Source organism: Shouchella hunanensis (genome assembly GCF_028735875.1).
Lineage (GTDB): Bacteria > Bacillota > Bacilli > Bacillales > Bacillaceae_D > Shouchella > Shouchella hunanensis.
Genome location: NZ_CP117834.1, coordinates 3,999,410 through 4,020,982, shown reverse-complemented (window position 1 = coordinate 4,020,982; position 21,573 = coordinate 3,999,410). Strand labels below are relative to the sequence as shown.

Sequence of the window (21,573 nt, the reverse complement as noted above, 5' to 3'; positions counted from 1 at the left end):
AAATGGTTGTCTCTGTTCATAGGGTTAACCATAGGACAGGATGCTGATTAAACGAAAGTGGGGGAGAGCCGTGCGCGTTTCAAATGTAACAGTCAGAAAACGGCTGCTATTGCTATTTGCTGTAGGAATTGTCGTGTTTACAGTCATTGGAGCACGTTTAGGGTATGTTCAGTTCGGACAAGGTTTGTGGCTTACAGAAAAAGCAGAAGATTCTTGGGGACGAGATATCCCGTTTGAACCTAAGCGAGGCGATATACTAGACCGGAATGGCGTCGAGTTAGCAACGAATATTAGTACACCTTCTATTATTGTTTTCCCAAGGCAAATAAAAGATCCAGCAGATGCAGCAGAAAGATTAGCATCTGTGTTAAAAGCGAATAAGAACGAGGTATACGAAGATTTAACAAAAAAAGAAAGTAAAGTGTACATTCGCCCAGAAGGTCAGAAAATGGACCAACAAACGGCGCAAGAGGTGCGAAGTTTAAATATAGAAGGCATTTATATAGCAGAGGACTCCAAGCGTCACTATCCCTTTGGTAGTTATCTATCTCATGTACTTGGATTTGCAGGGATCGATAATCAAGGTCTAACAGGTTTAGAATTTGTCTACGATGAAAAGTTAAAAGGAACAGAAGGGTATGTGTCGTTTTATTCTACTGCCAAAAATACGAAAATGCCGAATTTGGCTGATGAATATACAGCTCCAATTAATGGCTTAAATTTAAAATTAACTATTGATAGTCGTGTTCAAACGATTGTGGAACGGGAATTAGATATTGCAGAAGCCAAGTATAATCCAGATGGAGCGATTGCAATCGCGATGAATCCGAAAAATGGTGAAATTCTAGCAATGAGCAGCCGACCGCACTTTAACCCTGAAAACTATCGGGATGTTCCAGCTGAAATATACAATCAAAACAAGCCTGTCTGGATGCAGTATGAACCTGGTTCGACTTTTAAATTAATTACCCTTGCAGCTGCTTTAGAAGAAGATGTCGTTGATTTAGACAATGATCATTTCTATGACCCTGGCTACATAGATGTAGCTGGTACAAAGCTCCACTGTTGGAAACGAGGTGGACACGGCTCACAAACCTTTTTAGAGGTTGTGCAAAATTCATGCAACCCTGGGTTTGTTGAACTCGGTCAACGCTTAGGTACTGATCGGTTGTTTGATTATATTGAAGACTTTGGGTTCGGTCAAAAAACCGGTGTTGATTTACAAGGTGAAGCGAAAGGCATTTTGTTTAATCGTGAACGTGTAGGTCCGTTAGAGCAAGCAACAACGGCCTTTGGTCAAGGGGTTGCAGTCACGCCTATTCAACAAGTAGCGGCAGTCGCCGCAGCGGTCAATGGTGGCTATTTGTACGAACCTTATATTGCAAAAGAGTGGGTAGACGATGTAACTGGTGAAGTGGTTGAACGAAGCAATCCAGTGATGAAACGCCAAGTCGTTTCACCTGAAACATCTGAAAAAGTTCGCTATGCGATGGAAAACGTAGTCGCTAAAGGTTCAGGTGGAAAAGCATTTGTCGACGGTTACCGAGTTGGCGGAAAGACAGGAACTGCGCAAAAAGCAAAAGACGGTCGCTATTTAGAGAACAACTATATCCTGTCTTTTCTTGGTGTAGCGCCAATGGATGACCCAGAAATTATTGTGTATGTGGCAATTGATAACGCGAAAGGAGCCGTTCAATACGGGGGGCAAGTTTCCGCTCCTATTGCAGGGAAAATTATCGGGGATAGCTTAGAAGCGATGGGTGTTGAGAAAAGGAAAGATCAAATTGAAAAAGAGCTTAAATGGGATGAAGAAGGGTTAGTAGACGTTCCTAATTTATTAGGACGAACGAAGAGAGACATTTATGAGTCTCATTATGAATTGCGCCTCTCGGCCTCTGGTGAAGGGGAGGTTGTCGCTCGGCAAGCGCCTGAACCAGGTACGAGGGTTCCAAAAGATTCAACAATCCGTGTATATATGGGTGACAAAACGAATGAGAACGACTAAAATAGGAGACGTGTGTTTTATTACTCATTCATCTTTTAAACAAATAGACGTGGATAAGATTGATTGTTGAACGTTGGAGGCAATAAAAATGAAATTAAGCGAATTGCTTCATGGTATAAGAGGCATGAATACGTTACATGCAACGGAAGCGAAAGTTGACATTCATCATATTGAGATGGATTCAAGAGAAGTCCGTCCAGGCACATTGTTTTTCTGCATTAATGGCTATACTGTGGATGGTCATGATTTTGCGCAAAGTGCGTATGAAAAAGGGGCGGTTGCTGTTGTTTCAGAACGCCCGTTAGATTTACCCATTCCAGTTTTTGTGGTACGTGATACAAAGCGAACAATGGCGCAACTGTCAAATCGCTTCTACGATCATCCGACTAAAAAATTGCAACTTATTGGTGTAACAGGTACGAACGGAAAAACATCGGTTACGCATATTCTAGAACAATTGTTTAAGGGGCAAAATCGTACAACTGGGTTAATTGGGACGATGTATACAAAAATAGACGACGTGTATATTGAGACAAAAAACACGACGCCTGAATCACTCGTCTTACAGCAACGGTTTCAAGAGATGGTTGACAAACAGGTTGATACGGCACTGATGGAAGTGTCATCTCACGCTCTTCACTTAGGTCGAGTACGTGGGTGTGACTTTGATATTGCGATCTTTACAAACTTGTCACCAGACCACATTGATTACCATCAATCAATGGATCACTATATGTATGCAAAGAGTTTACTGTTTTCACAACTTGGGAACACTTATGAAGGAAAAACGGCCATCTTTAATGGCGATGATCAAGTGGCAGATCAATTGATTCAAATGACGACAGCCGATATTATAACGTACGGCATTAAAAAACAAGCCGACGTAATGGCGTCTAACATTCGGGCTGCTGCAACTGGAACCGCATTTACCTTGACCGTATTTGGTGAGTCGATCGAAGTCAAAACACGCTTGATCGGACTATTTAACGTATACAACGTACTAGCCGCTGTATCAGCTGCGTATGTATCGAATCTCTCACTTTCAGCCATTCAACAAGGGTTGGAAAACATCGAGGGTATAGCTGGAAGATTTGAGGCGATAGACTCTGGTCAGGATTTTGCTGTTATTGTAGACTATGCTCATACACCAGATAGCTTAGAGAATGTGTTGAAAACCGTACAAGACTTTGCGAATAACGAGATACGAGTAGTGGTTGGTTGTGGTGGAGACCGGGATAAAACAAAGCGCCCTATTATGGGAGAAATTGCTGTGAAATACGCGGACGAAACCATTTTCACTTCAGACAATCCGAGAACGGAAGATCCGAATACGATCTTGCAAGAGATGACGGCTGGATTAGATCAAGATCAATATCGCTTAATTGTAGATCGTTCAGAAGCGATTCATTACGCGATGAAACAAGCAAAAACAAATGACATTATTGTTATAGCTGGTAAAGGTCATGAAACGTATCAAGAGGTTGGTCGAGAACGTACGCATTTTGACGATCGTGAAGTGGCAAGGGCTGCGCTAAAGGAGCGGATAAAATGATTGAAGCAAGATTAGTTGAATCTGTTGCGAATCGCACAAGGTTACAGGATGGGCCGGTTTCGTTTCATAGTGTAACAACCGACTCGCGTAACGATTCAAAAACAGCTTTATTCGTTCCGCTTAGTGGTGAACGTTTTAACGGACACCACTACCTCGAATCCGCGATTGAGTCTGGAGCAATAGCGGCGATTTGGCAAGAGAACGAGCCTGTGCCAATGTCCATACCTGCATCGTTTCAGCTTTATTTCGTGGATGACCCGTTACATGCTTTACAGGAATTGGCTCAGCGCTATCGTGATGAAGTCAATCCATATGTGATTGGTATCACAGGTTCAAACGGAAAAACAACAACAAAAGACATCGTGTTCCAGCTTCTTGGTGGGGAACCATTCGTCCATCGGACTGCAGGGAACTTAAATAATCATATTGGTGTGCCATTAACGTTGCTTTCAATGCCTAAAGAATGTAAATTTGCCGTTGTGGAGATGGGGATGAATCACGCTGGGGAAATCTCTCTTCTCTCAAAGCTTGCAAAGCCAGATTTAGCCATTGTGACGAATATCGGCGAAGCCCATATCGAGCATTTAGGTTCTAGACAGGGAATTGCCAACGCAAAAATGGAAATGTTAGATGGGTTAAAACAAGGAGGCTTCCTTGTCTTAGATGGCGATGAACCTTTATTAGATCGATTTCAACAAGAGCAAACCGTTTCAATTGGGTTTAATAAACAAAATAAGGAAGCGATCGCAACGTTTCAGCCTAAAGCAGATGGCTTTACTTTTTCCTTTTTAAACGAACAGAATTGGTATTTGCCTCTATTAGGAGAGCACAATGTGAAGAATGCTGCTTATGCCATATGGATTGCTCGACAAGTAGGCTTAGCAACGGAAACAATTAAAGAACGACTAGCACACGTTACGATTACAGGCATGCGCCTTGAGAAAGTAGCAGGACCAAATGGGTCAACGTTCATTAATGATGCGTATAACGCAAACCCTAGTTCAATGAAAGCGGCAATTGAAACGATTAAAACGTTACCTGAATTCAAGAGACGAATCATTGTGTTAGGTGATATTTATGAACTTGGACCAGATGAACAAGCGCTCCACAGAAGTGTGGCAAGTGCGATTGATACACCGATTACCAATATTGTTTGTGTCGGTGAAAAAGGGTATTGGATTTATGATGAAGTAAAACAACAAAACGGGTCAATTGCTATTGAACATGTTGAGAAAGTAGCAGATGTAGCTGAGAAAATTCGACCCCTTTTGAAACATGACACCGTTGTATTGCTAAAGGCATCACGTCGTCTTGCTTTGGAGCAAGTGTTATCGGCTGTCAAAGGAGGCGCTTAGAAAATGGAAGAATGGACGTTACTTATTGTCCTATCCCTATCCTTTTTATTCGCGGTCATTCTTTGCCCTCTTTTTATTCCGTTTTTACGGCGGTTAAAGTTTGGTCAAAGCATTCGTGAAGAAGGACCAAAATCACATCAAAAGAAAAGCGGTACACCGACAATGGGCGGAATTGTCATTGTCTTATCGATTTTAGTGACATCCCTTTTAATTGGTTTTGTCTTTTTTGAATTTACACCAGAGTTATTATTACTTATGCTCGTAACAATCGGCTACGGAGTCGTTGGCTTTTTTGATGACTATTTAAAAGTCGCACGAAAGCATAATCTCGGGCTGACATCGAAACAGAAATTAGTTGGACAACTGATTATCGCGGGCTTATTTTATGTAGGGTTACTATACATTGAATTAGATACGATAGTGTCCATTCCTGGAACAGACATTGGTCTTGATATTGGATGGTTTTATGCTGTACTTGTTGTTGTCATGCTGCTTGCTGGAAGTAATGCAGTAAACTTAACAGACGGTTTAGATGGCTTATTGTCCGGGACTGGCGCGATTGCTTTTGCAGCTTTTGCGATATTGGCTTGGAGCACAGGCTTTATTGATGCAGCTTTATTTTCAACGGCAATTACTGGGGCTCTCCTCGGGTTTCTCGTATTTAATGCCCATCCAGCAAAAGTATTTATGGGAGATACAGGTTCGCTAGCATTAGGAGGAGCCATTGCAGGTATTGCTATTTTGACCAAGATGGAGTTAATGCTCATCATTATTGGTGGCGTGTTTGTGATAGAAACCTTATCCGTTATTATTCAAGTTATTTCGTTTAAGACAACGGGGAAGCGTGTTTTCAAGATGAGTCCGCTTCATCACCATTATGAATTGGTTGGATGGTCAGAGTGGCGTGTAGTAGTCACATTCTGGCTACTAGGCGTTGTCTTTGCCATTATGGGTATTTACATTGGAGTGTGGTTAACATGAAGCCTTTCCCACATGTAAATAAAAAGCAAGTGCTTGTGCTCGGCTTAGCGAAAAGCGGCATGGCTGCAGCATTAGCACTTCATAAGCTAGGAGCTATCGTGACAGTAAACGATGGAAAACCTAGAGCTGAGAGCAAGGAAGTGGATGCGCTAGAGGAAAAAGGGATTGAAGTTGTTTGTGGCGGTCATCCACTTCATTTACTTGATACAACCAGTTTAATTATAAAAAATCCTGGTATTCCTTATTCCAACCTCTTAATCGCGGAAGCCATGAATCGAAATATCCCTATTTGGACGGAAGTCGAACTTGCCTATCGCATCGCAGAAGCAGATATTGTTGCGATTACCGGTTCAAACGGGAAAACAACAACGACGACGCTTGTTCATGCGATGCTTGAGCATAGTGAAAAAGCGCCTTTAATTGCTGGTAATATAGGGACTGTTGCAACAAGTGTAGCCCTAGAAGCAACAAAAGAGAATGTCATGGTGCTTGAATTGTCGAGTTTTCAATTAATGGGCACGGAGCAATTTAAACCCAAAGTGGCGGTCTGGCTGAATTTGTTTGATGCTCATTTGGACTACCATGGGTCAAAGGACTTGTACATAGAAGCGAAAGCGAAAGTGTACGAGAACATGACGATAGAAGACCACCTTGTTTATTCGGCGGATGATCCTATCGTCGCGAAGCATGTACAACAATCAAAGGCGACCCTTGTTCCTTTTTCAACGAAAGTCGAGTTGCCAACAGGTGCCTACTTAAAAGATAATGCGATTTATTTTCGAGAAGAACGCATTTGCCCAATCGATGAAATTGTTTTACCAGGAGCTCATAATGTTGAAAATATGCTTGCTTCTGTTGCAGCAGCTAAACTAGCTGGTGGTACAACTGCTCAAATAAAAACCGTGCTAACGACGTTTACGGGTGTGAAACATCGACTTCAATTTGTTGGTGAAGTACATGGCCGTAAAGTGTATAACGATTCAAAAGCGACGAATATTTTGGCGACACAAGCTGCTTTAGCTTCTTTTAATCAAGATGTTGTTTTGCTCGCAGGTGGTTTGGATCGTGGCAACGAGTTTGATGAGCTGATCCCAAGTTTAACTCACGTAAAAACGCTAGTCGTTTTTGGTGAAACAAAAATGAAGCTAACGGCTTTAGGAAACGAATTAGGGATTAAAGTCGTACAGGCTATTGATGTACAAGATGCAGCTAAAAAAGCCTTTGAACATTCAAAGATAGGGGACATTGTCTTACTTTCACCAGCATGTGCAAGCTGGGATCAGTATTCGACGTTTGAAGAACGAGGCGATGCGTTTCTAGCTGCGGTGACGCAACTAACTAACAGTCATTAAGTAAACCTAGTAAAGCTCTTTTCAATGCAGACGTCTTGTCTCTTGGAAGGAGTTTTTTTATTCGTTACAGCCCCCTTATTAACCATATAACAAGAGAAAAGAAGGCTTTGATTACTGATATAAGTCCTCATTTTCAAGCACGTACAAATGTTTTGGACATGTTTTCCTGTTCTCATTCATATAGTGAGGTAGTAGGGTACTTGCTGGGGGTGAACAATGAATAAAGAAAGACAGGCGCCCGATTATATCTTAATTGTTGCAACGATTGTCTTGCTTAGCGTTGGCTTAATTATGGTATACAGTGCAAGTGAAGCATGGGCAACCTATCGTTTTAATGACTCGTTGTTTTTTGCTAAAAGACAATTATTCTTTGGGAGTGTAGGCGTCCTCTTGATGTTTCTTATATCTCGAGTTGATTACTGGACGTGGCGTACGTATTCAAAGCTGCTATTGATCATTTGTTTTATTTTGCTTGTGCTCGTACTCATTCCTGGTGTTGGACTTGTAAGAGGTGGCGCGAGAAGTTGGTTAGGGATCGGCGCATTTTCAATTCAACCATCAGAATTTATGAAAATCGCTATGATTATTTTTCTTGCAAACTTTTTAGCAATGAATCAAAAGCGGATTGTTTTGTTTAAAAAAGGATTACTCCCTGCACTCGCTTTTGTAATGGTTGCCTTTGGGATGATTATGCTCCAGCCAGATTTAGGAACTGGTACTGTTATGGTAGGGACATGCGTCGCTATGATTTTTATTGCAGGAGCAAGGGTCAAGCATTTTATGGGCCTGTTTTTAATTGGCGTAGCAGGATTTGTCGTGTTAATCATTAGCGCTCCATACCGTATTAAACGGATTACTTCTTTTCTAGACCCGTGGGCAGATCCAATGGAAAGTGGCTTTCAGATTATTCAGTCCCTATTAGCCATTGGTCCTGGAGGGTTACTTGGTATGGGATTAGGCGAAAGTAGGCAAAAATATTTTTATTTGCCAGAGCCGCAAACGGATTTTATTTTTGCTATTCTAGCTGAGGAACTAGGGTTTTTAGGCGGTCTATTTGTGTTGCTTTTATTTGGTATTATTTTCTGGCGTGGCGTAAGAATCGCTTTAGGAGCTCCAGATTTATTTGGGAGTTTCTTAGCTGCAGGTATTGTGACGATGATCGTTATTCAAGTGATGATAAACATCGGCGTTGTTACTGGATTAATGCCCGTTACCGGCATTACGTTACCGCTTTTAAGCTACGGTGGTTCGTCATTGACACTCATGTTGATGTCCATTGGTCTATTAATTAATATAAGTAGGCATAATCGTTAAAGGCTCACGTAAACAATTGTTTAAAACGTGTCGATACATGTAGAGAGTTCATTTTTTTGAACTCTCTATTTATTATTCATAGAATTGTAAAGGAAATATATGATAAAATGCAGAAAACAAGAGTAAAACAGGTTTTAAAAAAATTAAATAGGGAATAGAAGCAAGTCTGGGATTAAAAAAGTATTTGCTTGTATTCACTCATCAGCTGAATGAAGTAGTTGGAGGAATGAATGTGAGTCATGATGAGAAAGTCATTTCTGTAAACGAGAGAATTCCGACTCTACAGGAAAAGCGACGGCGCAAAGCAAACAAGCGTTTATTAAGTATAGTCGTATTGTTCTTTGTCTTAATTATGGTACTTGTGTACTTCCAAAGTCCATTGAGTGAAGTGAAATCAATACAAGTAAGTGGTAATCAACTGTTAACAGATGAAGAGATTCTCGAAGCAAGTGGTTTACGTGAAGGCATGAATATTTGGAATATCGATCGAAATACACGAATTGAGCAAACTGCACAATTAAAAGAAGTAGAGTCAATTGAGATTAACCGTCTCTTGCCATCTTCTCTTTCTATACAAGTAAAGGAGTATCCGCGAGTTGCATATGTGTACAGTGATGATGGGTATTTGCCCCTTTTAAAAAACGGACAAATCTTAGACAACGTTCATGATAGTCAACTTGTTGGAGACGCACCAATATTAGTAGACTTTACTGAAGAGTCGTTGAGAGAGACAATCGGCGAACAATTAATGCAAACAGCACCAGAAATCGTTAGTCGAATCTCAGAAATTATGTATACGCCGACTGAGGATGCACCGGAGGAATTAACACTATACATGACAGATGGAATGGAAGTACGTACAGATTTATCTTCATTTGCAGAGTATATGCAGCCTTATCCACAAGTGCATGCACAAATTGATAGGTCACAGGAAGGCGTCCTCTATATGAAAATGAGTCCCTATTTTAGGGAAAATGATACGGCTCAGGAGTAGGAGTTTTGATGGATTTTTCTACTCTTGTTTCCTTGTGTTTCTGCTGTTTTTACGGTTAAAAGCTTTCGTGACCAGCTTCATTTCTCTATGTAACACATTCTTAATAAAGGAATGCTAGAGGTTTTGCCTTTTCACCTGTAAGAACATGGTGTAGACTAAAGAGCAAGAGCCTTAAAACATACATAATGCTACGAGAATTAAAGGATTCTATTAACACTTGTCGAATACTGCTTGTGTGATAAAAAAATGAAACTATTAAAGTTGAACACCATGATTGTGCAGATGAGGAGGTGCCATTGGTGAGTAATGAAACGTATGTAAGTTTAGACATTGGAACTTCTTCAGTAAAAGTCGTTGTTTCGGAAATTGCTGGAGGGTCAATTAACATTTTAGGTGTCGGTAGTGTTCCTTCTGAAGGAATAAAGAAAGGAGCCGTCGTCGATATAGATGAGACGGTTAAGTCAATTAAGCGGGCAGTTGAGCAAGCGGAACGCATGGTTGGCATACAAATTGAACATGTTGTGGTTGGAGTAAATGGCAGTCATATTGAATTAACTCCTTGCCATGGGGTCGTCGCTGTCTCTAGTCCAGATCGAGAAATTAACGTAGAGGATGTTCGTAGAGTCATCGATGCATCCCAAGTCATGTCAATTCCTCCTGAAAGGGAAGTGATTGATGTGATTCCAAAACAATTTATCGTGGATGGGCTTGATGAGATTACAGACCCTCGTGGAATGATTGGCGTTCGTCTTGAAATGGAAGGAACGTTAATTACAGGTTCGAAAACCGTCTTACATAATTTGTTAAGGTGTGTGGAGCGTGCTGGTCTATCAATAGCTGAGATTAGTTTAAATTCCTTAGCGACAGGATCTGTAGCTGTTTCAAAAGATGAAAAAAGTCTGGGTGTTTGTGTGCTTGAGGTTGGAGGCGGTTCAACAACCGTATCCGTTTTTGAACAAGGTTCACTTGTTGCGTTATCTGTATTACCGATCGGCGGCGATCATATTACAAACGATTTAGCCGTAGGTTTAAAGCTCACAACAGAAGAGGCAGAACGTGTAAAATGCAAACATGGACATGCCTTTGTACCAGAAGCATCAACAGAAGAACAGATTACCATCCAAAAAATTGGGTCAAATGAAAGACATACGATCACACAACAAGAATTAGCAGGCATTATTGAACCAAGAGTAGAAGAAATTATTGAACTATGTGCAAAAGAATTGGTTCGGTTAGGATTTAAGCAGTTCCCAAGTGGCTTTGTATTGACTGGTGGAGCTGTGATGATGCCAGGCGTTCTTGAATTAACGAAAGACATGCTTGAAGGAAATGTTCGAGTCGCCATCCCGAATTATATCGGGGTGCGTGAGCCGCGCTATACAGTAAGTATTGGGTTAATTCATTTTGCACACAAAAATGGACGTGTGCAAGGCAAGGAAATTGCAGCAGCTTTTTCCCAGTCAGAAGTCAATCAAGAAGAAACAAACGCAGCTTCAACTTCGAAAAGAAGCAAGCGTAAAGAAGTAGAGCAACCGCAAGAAGAGAAAAAAGAGTCCAAGATGAAGTCTTGGTTTAAGACATTTTTTGATTAATGAAGAGAAGCTGACTGCCAGTATGGTTAGGGGGACAACGAAATGTTTGATTTTGAAATGGACATGGAACAATTAGCACAAATAAAAGTCATTGGATGTGGTGGCGGCGGTTCGAACGCTGTTAATCGAATGATTGAAAACGGCCTACAAGGCGTAGAATTTATCGCTGTGAATACGGACGCACAAGCATTGCACCTTTCAAAAGCTGAAAAGAAACTACAGCTAGGTGGAAAGCTTACGAGAGGTCTAGGTGCAGGGGCAAACCCTGATATCGGTAAGAAAGCGGCTGAAGAAAGCCGTGAACAGTTAGAAGAAGTTCTTGATGGCGCAGATATGGTATTTATTACAGCTGGAATGGGTGGAGGCACTGGAACAGGTGCAGCTCCTGTAATCGCCGAAGTTGCAAAGGAAATTGGTGCACTAACGGTAGGTGTTGTGACACGACCATTTACGTTTGAAGGACGTAAGCGTCAAAATCAAGCGTTATCTGGTATCGTCGCATTAAAAGAAAAAGTTGACACGTTAATCGTTATACCAAACGATCGTCTACTAGAAATTGTTGATAAGAACACTCCAATGCTTGAAGCGTTCCGTGAAGCGGATAACGTCCTTCGACAAGGGGTACAAGGAATTTCTGACTTGATTGCGACACCTGGATTAATTAACCTTGACTTTGCTGATGTCAAAACGGTTATGAGTGAAAAGGGCTCTGCTTTAATGGGTATTGGTGTTGCTACTGGTGAAAACCGTGCTGCAGAGGCAGCAAAAAAAGCGATCTCCAGTCCATTGCTTGAAACATCAGTCGATGGTGCTCAAGGCGTGTTAATGAACATTACAGGTGGAACGAACTTAAGCCTTTACGAAGTGCATGAAGCGGCAGAAATTGTGTCTGAAGCTTGTGACGAAGAAGTTAATATGATCTTTGGCTCTGTTATTAATGAGAATCTAAAGGATGAGATTGTCGTAACGGTTATTGCGACAGGCTTTGAAGAAGCAGAAAGAAAGCCACAATCACGTCCATCGACTCAAAAGCCAACATCGTCAAAGCCAGCTGAATCAAAATCAGTAGAATCAAAGCAAAAAGCCAATTCAGAGGAACAAACAGATACACTTGATATTCCAACATTCCTCCGAAATAGAAGAAATCGCTAAACGCGTACATTGGAAAAGATCTGCTACCTATATGGTAGTGGATCTTTTTTTGTTTTCCTTTTTTAAAGGTGAAAAGAGAAAGGACAACGTTTGTCAAAAGCTTTCAAAATAACAGGCTTGTCTTTGCCATGAAGTGACAGACTTCCTTCTTTCTATCTACTATACTAAGTTTTATGAATACAGGAGGAACGATCATGATTGTATATCTAGACTTAATCTGGCTACTGAATCTAGGCATTGATTTTCTCCTTATTATTGGTACTGCATTATTGTTAAAAAGAAAGAAAAACTATGTTCGTATAGGCATGGCATCACTCGTTGCATCCATTGTTGTTTTCTTTATGTTTACGCCGTACGTGACGTTTTTTATGAACCCGATTGTAAAGTTTTTTTATTCTTGTATGATTGTATTCATTGCTTTTGGATACATACGCTTTACTTATTTTGTTCAAAATCTAGCAGGCTTCTTTTTCCTAACTTTTGTTACTGGTGGCGGGCTTTTTGCCATGCATTACTTTTTTCAAAGTGAATTAGATTTAACGAGTCATCTGCCAGGGTTTGGTGGAAGTACAATCAGCTGGACTTTCGTTCTGATTGGTTTTCCTCTCGTTTATTGGTTTAGCAAACAACAAGTTGATACATTCAAGATAAAGAAAGTGCAAGCAAACGATCTAGCAACAGTGGAAATTGTTATTGATGACTTTAGATTTGAAACGAGGGGGCTAGTCGACACTGGAAATCAATTAAAAGATCCGTTAACAAGAACACCCGTCATGATTATGGAAGCAGATCTTCTGCATCCGTTGCTTGGTAAACAACAAACAGATGACATGCTAACAATGTCAACGAAAGAGAATCATCCCTTTATGCATCGAATTCGATTAGTACCGTTTAAGGCTGTTGGTCAAAAACAACCATACTTAACAGCTTTTAAACCTGATCAAGTAACGATCTATTACGACGGTGAACAATTCGTAACAAAGCGTGTGCTGTTAGGGCTGTATGGGGAAGCATTGTCGCCTGAAGGGCATTATCAAACAATTATTCATCCACAGCTTGTTATATCACAAGTGAGCTAAGGAGGACGCGATGATAAAAATGAAATGGAGATTGTTCATCTATCGCCTATTAAGAAAGTTTGGCTTAAAGGAAGATGAAATTTATTATATTGGTGGCAGTGAAGCCTTACCACCACCGTTATCAAAAGAAGAAGAAGCAGAGCTCCTACTAAAGCTTCCGAGTGGTGATGAAGCTGTACGTTCGATATTAATTGAACGTAATCTCCGCTTAGTCGTATACATCGCTAGAAAATTTGAAAACACTGGAATCAATATAGAAGACTTGATTAGCATTGGAACCATCGGGTTAATTAAAGCCGTTAATACATTCAATCCTGAAAAGAAAATTAAGCTAGCCACGTATGCGTCTCGCTGTATTGAAAATGAAATACTTATGTATTTGCGCCGAAACAACAAGACACGCTCAGAAGTGTCTTTTGATGAACCCTTAAACATTGATTGGGATGGAAATGAACTATTGCTCTCTGATGTATTGGGAACAGAAGAGGACATTATTACGAAGGGAATAGAAGAAAGAGTCGATCGTCGATTGCTCGTCAAAGCCCTTCATACCTTATCTGATCGAGAAAAACAAATAATGGAACTCCGCTTCGGCTTAACAGGAACGGAAGAGAAAACTCAAAAAGATGTCGCGGATATGCTTGGTATTTCGCAATCCTATATATCCCGATTGGAGAAACGAATCATTAAACGGCTACAAAAAGAATTTAATAAAATGGTGTAGCGTAAAAAAAATAATTTCTAATTTTTAGCAGGGTCGTGACAAGGATAGTGTCTATTTTTAACAAATTTCCACATCAACAGAGTGCATAAATTTTTTTCCCAGGGAGATACTTTTTTTGACATCATCTTCCGTTTAGGGGGTAAAGAATTTGGCTCGAAATAAAGTAGAAATCTGTGGAGTAGATACATCAAAACTGCCGGTTTTAAAAAATCTGGAGATGCGAGAATTATTTTCACAGCTCCAGTCTGGTTATGAGCCAGCAAGGGATACGTTAATAAATGGAAATCTTCGTTTAGTCCTTAGTGTCATTCAGCGCTTTAATAACCGTGGCGAGAATGTGGATGACTTATTTCAAGTCGGTTGTATTGGTTTAATGAAATCAATTGACAACTTTGACTTAAGTCAAAATGTTAAGTTTTCTACGTATGCAGTGCCAATGATTATTGGTGAGATACGCCGGTACTTAAGGGATAACAATCCTATTCGTGTGTCACGTTCATTAAGAGATATTGCTTATAAAGCATTACAAGTTCGGGATCAGATGATGGCAGAAAAGAAACGCGAAAATGAACCAACTGTTCAAGAAATTGCGGCAGTATTAGATGTACCGAAAGAGGATATTGTCTTTGCGCTTGACGCGATTCAAGATCCAGTATCGTTATTTGAACCGATTTACAATGATGGTGGAGATCCAATCTTTGTTATGGATCAAATTAGCGATGAACGAAACAAGGATGTTAATTGGGTAGAAGAAATTGCACTAAAGGAAGCGATGATTCGTTTAAATGATCGAGAAAAAGTGATTTTGAATATGCGTTTCTTTCAAGGAAAAACACAAATGGAAGTGGCGGATGAAATCGGTATCTCTCAAGCGCAAGTATCAAGGCTTGAAAAAGGTGCTATTCATCAGATGAATAAACATATTGAATCATGAGGAAAGTCGCTGTGTGGAACAGCGGCTTTTTTGTTCATAAATCGGTTACGGATAAGCATATAGTTACTAGTGAGGAGGAGGGGGTACAGTGATAAAAATATCTGAGCTATCAACTAAAGACATTGTTAATATGGAAAACGGAAAGCGACTTGGACATTTAAATGATTTAGACATTAATTTAGAAACAGGAAGAATTGAAGCGATTATTATCTCAAACCAAGGAAAAATGATGACGTTCTTAGGAAATCGTGATGCAGGAGAAACCGTTATCCCTTGGAAAAATATAGTGAAGATTGGCTCTGACGTCATCCTAGTCGAGCTGCCAGAACGATACAAGCAATCTGTCACAACAGCTGAACATGTAATGGAAAGAAAAGATCCCTATTCGTAAACATTTATTCTAGAGATCCATTATGGTAAAATAAAGCGAGGAATACAAAAAGGAGCATGCAGAGGATGAAAGCAAACTGGCAGCGGTTGTCTGAACGAGTTGAATATGAAGAACAATTTAATGCATTAGACGAGAAGTTGTTTGCTGGTTTCACGACTCGAAATGGCGGCGTTAGCGAATTTCCTTATAAAACGTTAAACATGGGGTTTCATGTAGGGGACACGGTTGATGCTGTTGTGCAAAATCGTGAACGCGTTGCCAAGGATGTAGGTTTTTCTCTTGATCATTGGGTTGGATCTGAACAAGTACATGCTTCAGTCATTCAAGAAGTGACGAAGTCTGATCGAGGTCGAGGTGCACGGTCTCTTCGTACTGCGATAAACGAGACAGATGGACTTTATACAAGAGAAACGGATATATTGCTAACGAGTTTGTATGCTGATTGTGTCCCGCTTTATTTTTATTCACCTAAGAATCAGATCATTGGTTTATGCCACGCCGGTTGGAAAGGTACGGTCGATCAAATTGGACCCAAAATGGTCAGTGAATGGGTAGAGAAACACGGTGTACAAGTGAGTGATATCCATATTCTCATTGGGCCATGTATTTCACAACAACAATATGAAGTGGATCGCACCGTCATAGATCGAGTAAATGAACAGCTGCCTATGAAACATAAAGGCATCTATACACCTACTCGAGCAGATCATTTTCAGCTCCATTTACCTGCCTTAAATCGCTATTTGCTTGAACAGGCAGGGATTCTGTCTGCCCATATTATTGAATCAGATCGTTGTACGTTTAGCGACGATGCCTTCTTTTCTCATCGACAAGATCAAGGGAAAACAGGTAGAATGATGAGTATGATTGGAATGAAGAAGGTGGTTGAACGATGAATCCAACGATTGAACAACAATATGTTGCGTTAAAAGAGCGTATGGAGCGAGCTGCGTTGAGAGCAGGAAGAGGAGTAGACGATGTTCATATTATTGCTGTGACGAAATATGTCTCAGTCCAAACAGCCAATGAAGCGATTGAAGCAGGCGTCACTCATATTGGTGAGAATCGCTTAGAAGGCTTGCTTGAAAAAAAAGCAGCTATTGGTAATCGCGTAACATGGCACTTTATTGGGTCGCTACAGTCGCGTAAGGTGAAAGAGGTCATCGGGAACATCGGAGTGCTTCACTCTCTTGATCGGTTAAGTCTTGCAAAAGAAGTGCAAAAGCGTTTGGTCGAACAAGATGGAACACTTGATTGTTTCGTACAAGTAAATGTATCGGGAGAAGCGTCAAAAAATGGACTAGCTCCAGACGAAGTCGATTCGTTTATAATGGCGTTGGCTGAGTATGACCGCATTCGAGTGATTGGATTAATGACAATGGCACCGTATACGGAACATGCAGAAGAAACGCGTCTGCATTTTAAAGCCCTAAAACAACTGCAACAGCGTATTGCTGATAAAGAATATGTACACGCTCCTTGCACAGAGCTATCAATGGGCATGTCAAATGACTTTGAAGTGGCAGTAGAAGAAGGTGCAACGTATATTCGCATTGGAACCATTCTAGTAGGTAATGAGCAAGTGTCCGAATAAGGAGGATGGAAATGGGCTTTAAGTCAAAGTTTAAAACATACTTTAATTTAGATGACCATGTCGAAGAAGTCGAACGCTATGTCGATGAGCCGGAAAAAGAGGAGCGGACGATGCCAAATCGTTTTCAAAGTAATGAATCAAAAGAAAAAGACACGCAAACAAATATCGTTAGTTTAAAAAGCGTCCAGCAACATGCGAAGATGACTCTCATTGAACCGCGTTCTTATGATGAAAGTCAAGACATTGCGGACCAATTAAAAAATCGGAAAACAGTCGTTATTAATTTACAAAGAATGGAACACGACCAAGCATTACGGGTAGTAGATTTTTTAAGTGGAACCGTATATGCTATTGGAGGAGACATCCAAAAAGTCGGGGCAAGCATTTTTATTTGTGCGCCGGATAATGTGGAAATATCAGGATCGATTAGTGATATTGCCAATCAATTGTGATTGATAAGGTAGGTGAGAACAGCAAGATGGAATTGTTTGTTAACTTTATATTTAATCTTATACGCTACTTAGCTCTAGGTTACTTTTTTGCCATTTTGATCTATATCGTGATGTCTTGGGTAGGGGGAAGAGATTCCGCTTTCGGTGAATTCCTTGGTAGCATTGTGGAGCCGTACATAGGAATTTTCAGAAATATCATCCCGCCCATTGGCATGATTGATCTATCCCCAATTGTGGCTATTTTTCTTCTGAATCTAGCCGTAAGAGGATTAGGACCAGTTCAGCAATGGATAATGGGCTTATTATAAGGAGCCGTGTCTATGTACGAACACTTTCGACCAGAAGAGCGTCCTTTTATTGATCAAGTAAACGACCTAGTGGAGTCCGTCACCTTGTATCATCAAGAGCGGCTGACGGATTTTCTAGATCCCAGGCAACAAGACATCATGTCTTCACTAATTGGTAAACATACTGATTGTGAGCTACTTTTTAATGGTGGCTCACCAGGTTGTGAGCGAAAAAGGGCGATCATAAGACCGAGCTATTTAAAAGGTGAGAAACCAAAATGGGAGCTGACTTTTTTAAAAGCAACGTTTTCCTCTAAATTTGTTACGCTCTCGCACCGAGATGTGCTTGGCGCGCTTATGAATAGCGGCTTAAAGCGTGAAAAGTTTGGTGACATTATCGTTCAAGAAGATTCGTTTACGTTTGCAACGGCTGTCGATACAGCAGTGTACGTGCGTGCGACTCTTGACCAAGTTGGTAAAACATCAATAACACTTGAAGAAGCAGACACAATTGATGTTGAAGAAGAGCGCTGGCAAACGGATCATGTGCTTGTATCATCATGGCGCTTAGATACTGTACTCGCTGCAGTGTATCATCTCTCTCGTTCGAAAAGTGTCGAAGCGATTACAAAGGGATACGTAAAAGTCAATTGGAAGCCAGTTGATCAGTCTTCGTACAGTTTGTCTGTTGGCGATTATCTCTCATTAAGAGGGTATGGTCGTGCAAAAGTGTTAGAAGAAAATGGACAAACGAAGAAAGATAAGGTACGTTTAACAGTAGGAAGAAAGAAGTAATTCTGATTTTTAGGCGAAATTTGTAGTTTTAAGAAGGTATTTTTCGGGGAATGTCGAATGAAGAAAAGAATGAGGATTTCATGGAGGTGGGACGGTTGCCATTAACACCGTTAGATATTCATAATAAGGAATTTACACGCTCGTTTCGTGGTTATGATGAAGATGAGGTAAACGAATTTTTAGATCAAATTATTAAAGATTATGAAGCTGTTCTCCGAGAAAAGAAAGAATTGTTTGAGCAAGTGAATACGCAAGACGAAAAACTAGCTCATTTTCACAATATCGAGGAAACGTTAAATAAATCCATTATGGTGGCGCAAGAAGCTGCAGATGACTTACGTTCAAACGCGCAAAAAGAAGCGCAATTAATTGTTAAGGAATCAGAAAAGAACGCAAATCGTATTGTGAATGAAGCACTAAGCAAATCAAGAAAAGTAATGATGGAAATGGAAGAGCTAAAAAAGCAAGCTTCTGTTTACAAAATGCGTTTTAAAATGTTAATCGAAGCACAAATGGAAATGCTTCAAACCGATGATTGGGAGCAATTTGCCGGAAGCGACGATGAGTTCAATGAAGAAGAATTGTTGAAGGAATTTGAAGAGCAAGAAAGCAAATCGTAACGGTACATAAAACGAAAGTAACGTTAAGAAGCAGAAGACGTTAGTGATAAAACTTATCACTGGCGTTTTCTGCTTTTTGTGATGGATTTATTTGCCGCTCAACCATTCCGAAAAACAGGTCATCCTATGAAAAAAGGAGTGATAGTAAGTGGATACATCGTGGTTTAAAGAACAATTACAAGGGAGAAGGAAAGAGCTTCTACAGCATCAATCTTCTCATGATCGTACAGAACGACAAGATGAACTTTCAAATTATGACAATCATCCTGCAGATAACGCAACGGAGTTGTTTGAACGGGAAAAAGATGAGGCTCTATTTAATCACGCTGAAAAAGCGTTACACGATATTGAAGATGCACTTGAAAAAATCGATAATGGCACATATGGCATATGCGAAAAAACAGGAGCGGCTATACCAGAAGAGCGCTTGAGAGCCTATCCTGAAGCAAGGACCGTAGCTTCCACTAAACAAAATGGAATTCCTTCTGATCGACCAGTTGAAGAAGACGTTTTAGGTGGGTTTGAAGCTTATAATAACGATCACGATGAACGGGAAACAGAATTTGATGGAGAGGATGCCTATCAACAAGTAGCACGTTTTAACGATACTTCAGTTGAATATGAGGAGGAAACTGGCGATACAGATTTGTACGGAGCGAACGGCGTTGAGTCTTTTGAAGGGTTTCTTTCAACAGGAATTGACGGCTATCATGGACCGGATAGTGTCCATGTTGAACAAAATGAGCACTATCAAGCCTATCGTCAACGAAATCAATAAGGAACAGACACAACGCTTTTTGAAGCCTCCCTATTCGGTGAGGCTTCATTCTATTAGGAGTGAAAGCGTTAAATGAGCCAAGTCGTGCATGGAATCGACAAAGACTTTTTTCTTTTTTTATGCTACACTAAGCCTATTACGTAGTGGAGGATACTGAATGGCTTACATAATTGCGATTATTATTATTGGATTCGATCAGTTGACGAAATGGCTTGTCGTTGAAAACATGATGCTTGGTGAACGAATCACCGTTATGGAAAATATCTTTTATATTTTCTCTCATCGAAATTCAGGGGCGGCATTCGGCATTTTACAAGGACAAATGTGGCTGTTTTACATTATTACCGTTGTAATGGTCGGCGTGATTATTTATCTTATCCAAACGGAAGCAAAAAAGCATACATTATTAAAATGGGCGCTGGGGCTTATTTTAGGTGGTGCCATTGGTAATTTTATTGACCGTCTTTTCCGCCAAGAGGTTGTTGATTTCATTGATACATTCGGAAACTTCCCGATCTTTAATATTGCCGATTCTGCTTTAACAGTTGGTGTCGGGTTATTTTTAATCAATTTACTACTTGAATCTAGGCGTGAAAAGAAGGAGAGCAAGAACTAACATGAAACAATGGATTGTAGATGAAACGCAACAAAACGAACGAATTGATAAAGTCATTGTATCGCTACACGGAGACACATCAAGAACCCATGTTCAAAAATGGATTCAAGATGGACATGTGAAAGTAAACAATCAGCTTGTAAAAGCCAATTACAAAGTCCAAGAAGAAGACACAATTGAGCTTGAAGAACCTGAAGTTCAGTCAACGGAAATTAAAGCAGAGAATATCCCCCTTGACGTTGTGTATGAGGATCAGGACGTGATCGTTGTAAATAAACCAAGGGGAATGGTGGTTCATCCAGCACCTGGTCATTATACGGGAACGCTCGTACATGCACTTCTGTATCACTGTCATGATCTATCAGGCATCAATGGTGAAGCTCGTCCGGGAATTGTGCATCGCATTGATAAAGATACGTCTGGTCTTATTGTGGCGGCAAAAAATGATCATGCTCATGAACATTTATCTCAACAACTAATGAATAAAACAACGATCCGTCATTATAAAGCAATTGTACATGGTGTGCTTTCTCATAAAAAAGGAACCATTGATGCACCAATTGGAAGAGATCAAAAGGATCGGCAAAAAATGGCTGTTACCGATAAGAACAGCAAACCGGCAGTAACCCATTTCACCCTTGAAGAGACGTTCCAAGCATATTCATACGTAACGTGTGAACTCGAAACAGGGCGGACTCACCAAATTCGTGTTCATTTCCATTATATTGAACACCCGCTTGCTGGAGATCCAAAATATGGATATAAAAAGACGTTACCAATTGAAGGCCAAGCATTACACGCTGAAACACTTGGCTTTGTTCATCCACGCACAGGCGAAGATTGTCTGTTTACGGCTCCATTGCCTTCAGATATGGTTGAACTACTGGAAGATTTGCGAAAACAAGATTGACAAAAAGAAACAAATGATGCATACTACGTAAGAAGAAAAAATGTCCTTTAAGCATAGTCCTGTGAGGCTAGCAAGGAGTCGGTGAATTTGGATGTG

22 protein-coding genes are annotated in these 21,573 nt (G+C 40.4%); all 22 read left to right on the top strand.

What is annotated here, in order from left to right:
• The first annotated feature begins 70 nt into the window (after window positions 1-70).
• The 22 genes from PQ477_RS20605 (at window position 71) to PQ477_RS20500 (ending at window position 21,477) form a co-directional block, all read left to right on the top strand.
• The gene (locus PQ477_RS20605; protein WP_144559211.1) at window positions 71-2,005 is read left to right on the top strand and encodes a stage V sporulation protein D; all 1,935 of its coding nucleotides are present in this window, start codon (window positions 71-73) and stop codon (window positions 2,003-2,005) included.
• An 88-nt stretch (window positions 2,006-2,093) separates the two neighbouring features.
• Window positions 2,094-3,557 carry a UDP-N-acetylmuramoyl-L-alanyl-D-glutamate--2,6-diaminopimelate ligase gene (locus PQ477_RS20600; protein ID WP_035395172.1) on the top strand — a complete coding sequence of 488 codons (1,464 nt, stop codon included), beginning with the start codon at window positions 2,094-2,096 and terminating at the stop codon, window positions 3,555-3,557.
• Window positions 3,554-4,912, top strand: a complete 1,359-nt coding sequence (locus PQ477_RS20595; RefSeq protein ID WP_144559210.1) for a UDP-N-acetylmuramoyl-tripeptide--D-alanyl-D-alanine ligase — start codon at window positions 3,554-3,556, stop codon at window positions 4,910-4,912. The genes PQ477_RS20600 and PQ477_RS20595 overlap by 4 nt, the downstream gene beginning before the upstream one ends.
• Before the next feature lie 3 nt (window positions 4,913-4,915).
• Window positions 4,916-5,893 (top strand): phospho-N-acetylmuramoyl-pentapeptide-transferase, encoded by a 978-nt coding sequence (gene mraY / locus PQ477_RS20590; protein ID WP_144559209.1) that lies wholly within the window; start codon window positions 4,916-4,918, stop codon window positions 5,891-5,893.
• The gene (murD, locus tag PQ477_RS20585; RefSeq protein ID WP_035395171.1) at window positions 5,890-7,245 is read left to right on the top strand and encodes a UDP-N-acetylmuramoyl-L-alanine--D-glutamate ligase; all 1,356 of its coding nucleotides are present in this window, start codon (window positions 5,890-5,892) and stop codon (window positions 7,243-7,245) included. Before mraY ends, murD begins: the two co-directional genes overlap by 4 nt.
• Before the next feature lie 216 nt (window positions 7,246-7,461).
• Complete coding sequence (spoVE, locus tag PQ477_RS20580; RefSeq protein WP_035395170.1) at window positions 7,462-8,559, top strand: stage V sporulation protein E; 1,098 nt, start codon at window positions 7,462-7,464, stop codon at window positions 8,557-8,559.
• Between the two features lie 232 nt (window positions 8,560-8,791).
• Complete coding sequence (locus PQ477_RS20575) at window positions 8,792-9,553, top strand: cell division protein FtsQ/DivIB (protein WP_274272784.1); 762 nt, start codon at window positions 8,792-8,794, stop codon at window positions 9,551-9,553.
• Between the two features lie 296 nt (window positions 9,554-9,849).
• Window positions 9,850-11,145 (top strand): cell division protein FtsA, encoded by a 1,296-nt coding sequence (ftsA, locus tag PQ477_RS20570; RefSeq protein ID WP_274272783.1) that lies wholly within the window; start codon window positions 9,850-9,852, stop codon window positions 11,143-11,145.
• 42 nt (window positions 11,146-11,187) lie between these two features.
• On the top strand, window positions 11,188-12,297 hold the full coding sequence (gene ftsZ, locus PQ477_RS20565) for a cell division protein FtsZ (protein ID WP_060703961.1): 1,110 nt from the start codon (window positions 11,188-11,190) through the stop codon (window positions 12,295-12,297).
• 194 nt (window positions 12,298-12,491) lie between these two features.
• Window positions 12,492-13,376, top strand: a complete 885-nt coding sequence (gene spoIIGA / locus PQ477_RS20560) for a sigma-E processing peptidase SpoIIGA (protein ID WP_274272782.1) — start codon at window positions 12,492-12,494, stop codon at window positions 13,374-13,376.
• Between the two features lie 10 nt (window positions 13,377-13,386).
• Window positions 13,387-14,100 (top strand): RNA polymerase sporulation sigma factor SigE, encoded by a 714-nt coding sequence (gene sigE, locus PQ477_RS20555; protein WP_038480945.1) that lies wholly within the window; start codon window positions 13,387-13,389, stop codon window positions 14,098-14,100.
• 148 nt (window positions 14,101-14,248) lie between these two features.
• Window positions 14,249-15,034, top strand: a complete 786-nt coding sequence (gene sigG / locus PQ477_RS20550; protein WP_274272781.1) for an RNA polymerase sporulation sigma factor SigG — start codon at window positions 14,249-14,251, stop codon at window positions 15,032-15,034.
• Window positions 15,035-15,122: 88 nt separating this feature from the next.
• Window positions 15,123-15,425 (top strand): YlmC/YmxH family sporulation protein, encoded by a 303-nt coding sequence (locus tag PQ477_RS20545; protein WP_060703964.1) that lies wholly within the window; start codon window positions 15,123-15,125, stop codon window positions 15,423-15,425.
• 65 nt (window positions 15,426-15,490) lie between these two features.
• Entirely contained in the window at window positions 15,491-16,321 is an 831-nt protein-coding gene (gene pgeF / locus PQ477_RS20540; protein WP_060703965.1) for a peptidoglycan editing factor PgeF, read from the top strand.
• Window positions 16,318-17,019 carry a YggS family pyridoxal phosphate-dependent enzyme gene (locus PQ477_RS20535; protein ID WP_035395166.1) on the top strand — a complete coding sequence of 234 codons (702 nt, stop codon included), beginning with the start codon at window positions 16,318-16,320 and terminating at the stop codon, window positions 17,017-17,019. Before pgeF ends, PQ477_RS20535 begins: the two co-directional genes overlap by 4 nt.
• 11 nt (window positions 17,020-17,030) lie before the next feature.
• The gene (locus PQ477_RS20530; protein WP_035395165.1) at window positions 17,031-17,471 is read left to right on the top strand and encodes a cell division protein SepF; all 441 of its coding nucleotides are present in this window, start codon (window positions 17,031-17,033) and stop codon (window positions 17,469-17,471) included.
• Window positions 17,472-17,497: 26 nt separating this feature from the next.
• Window positions 17,498-17,779 (top strand): YggT family protein, encoded by a 282-nt coding sequence (locus PQ477_RS20525; RefSeq protein ID WP_035395164.1) that lies wholly within the window; start codon window positions 17,498-17,500, stop codon window positions 17,777-17,779.
• A 12-nt stretch (window positions 17,780-17,791) separates the two neighbouring features.
• Window positions 17,792-18,553, top strand: a complete 762-nt coding sequence (locus PQ477_RS20520; protein WP_052007988.1) for a YlmH family RNA-binding protein — start codon at window positions 17,792-17,794, stop codon at window positions 18,551-18,553.
• A gap of 95 nt (window positions 18,554-18,648) precedes the next feature.
• Complete coding sequence (locus tag PQ477_RS20515) at window positions 18,649-19,173, top strand: DivIVA domain-containing protein (RefSeq protein WP_038480928.1); 525 nt, start codon at window positions 18,649-18,651, stop codon at window positions 19,171-19,173.
• Between the two features lie 148 nt (window positions 19,174-19,321).
• Window positions 19,322-19,951 carry a TraR/DksA C4-type zinc finger protein gene (locus tag PQ477_RS20510; protein WP_144559204.1) on the top strand — a complete coding sequence of 210 codons (630 nt, stop codon included), beginning with the start codon at window positions 19,322-19,324 and terminating at the stop codon, window positions 19,949-19,951.
• Between the two features lie 157 nt (window positions 19,952-20,108).
• Window positions 20,109-20,567, top strand: a complete 459-nt coding sequence (lspA, locus tag PQ477_RS20505) for a signal peptidase II (protein ID WP_035395162.1) — start codon at window positions 20,109-20,111, stop codon at window positions 20,565-20,567.
• 1 nt (window position 20,568) lies between these two features.
• Entirely contained in the window at window positions 20,569-21,477 is a 909-nt protein-coding gene (locus tag PQ477_RS20500; protein WP_035395161.1) for an RluA family pseudouridine synthase, read from the top strand.
• Window positions 21,478-21,573: the final 96 nt, after the last annotated feature.

Coding starts and splice junctions, on each gene's coding strand:
- PQ477_RS20600 (WP_035395172.1), top strand. CDS start 2,094: ATGAAATTAAGCGAATTGCTTCATGGTATAAGAGGCATGAATACGTTA.
- PQ477_RS20595 (WP_144559210.1), top strand. CDS start 3,554: ATGATTGAAGCAAGATTAGTTGAATCTGTTGCGAATCGCACAAGGTTA.
- mraY (WP_144559209.1), top strand. CDS start 4,916: ATGGAAGAATGGACGTTACTTATTGTCCTATCCCTATCCTTTTTATTC.
- murD (WP_035395171.1), top strand. CDS start 5,890: ATGAAGCCTTTCCCACATGTAAATAAAAAGCAAGTGCTTGTGCTCGGC.
- spoVE (WP_035395170.1), top strand. CDS start 7,462: ATGAATAAAGAAAGACAGGCGCCCGATTATATCTTAATTGTTGCAACG.
- ftsZ (WP_060703961.1), top strand. CDS start 11,188: ATGTTTGATTTTGAAATGGACATGGAACAATTAGCACAAATAAAAGTC.
- spoIIGA (WP_274272782.1), top strand. CDS start 12,492: ATGATTGTATATCTAGACTTAATCTGGCTACTGAATCTAGGCATTGAT.
- sigE (WP_038480945.1), top strand. CDS start 13,387: ATGATAAAAATGAAATGGAGATTGTTCATCTATCGCCTATTAAGAAAG.
- pgeF (WP_060703965.1), top strand. CDS start 15,491: ATGAAAGCAAACTGGCAGCGGTTGTCTGAACGAGTTGAATATGAAGAA.
- PQ477_RS20535 (WP_035395166.1), top strand. CDS start 16,318: ATGAATCCAACGATTGAACAACAATATGTTGCGTTAAAAGAGCGTATG.
- PQ477_RS20530 (WP_035395165.1), top strand. CDS start 17,031: ATGGGCTTTAAGTCAAAGTTTAAAACATACTTTAATTTAGATGACCAT.
- PQ477_RS20525 (WP_035395164.1), top strand. CDS start 17,498: ATGGAATTGTTTGTTAACTTTATATTTAATCTTATACGCTACTTAGCT.
- PQ477_RS20520 (WP_052007988.1), top strand. CDS start 17,792: ATGTACGAACACTTTCGACCAGAAGAGCGTCCTTTTATTGATCAAGTA.
- lspA (WP_035395162.1), top strand. CDS start 20,109: ATGGCTTACATAATTGCGATTATTATTATTGGATTCGATCAGTTGACG.
- PQ477_RS20500 (WP_035395161.1), top strand. CDS start 20,569: ATGAAACAATGGATTGTAGATGAAACGCAACAAAACGAACGAATTGAT.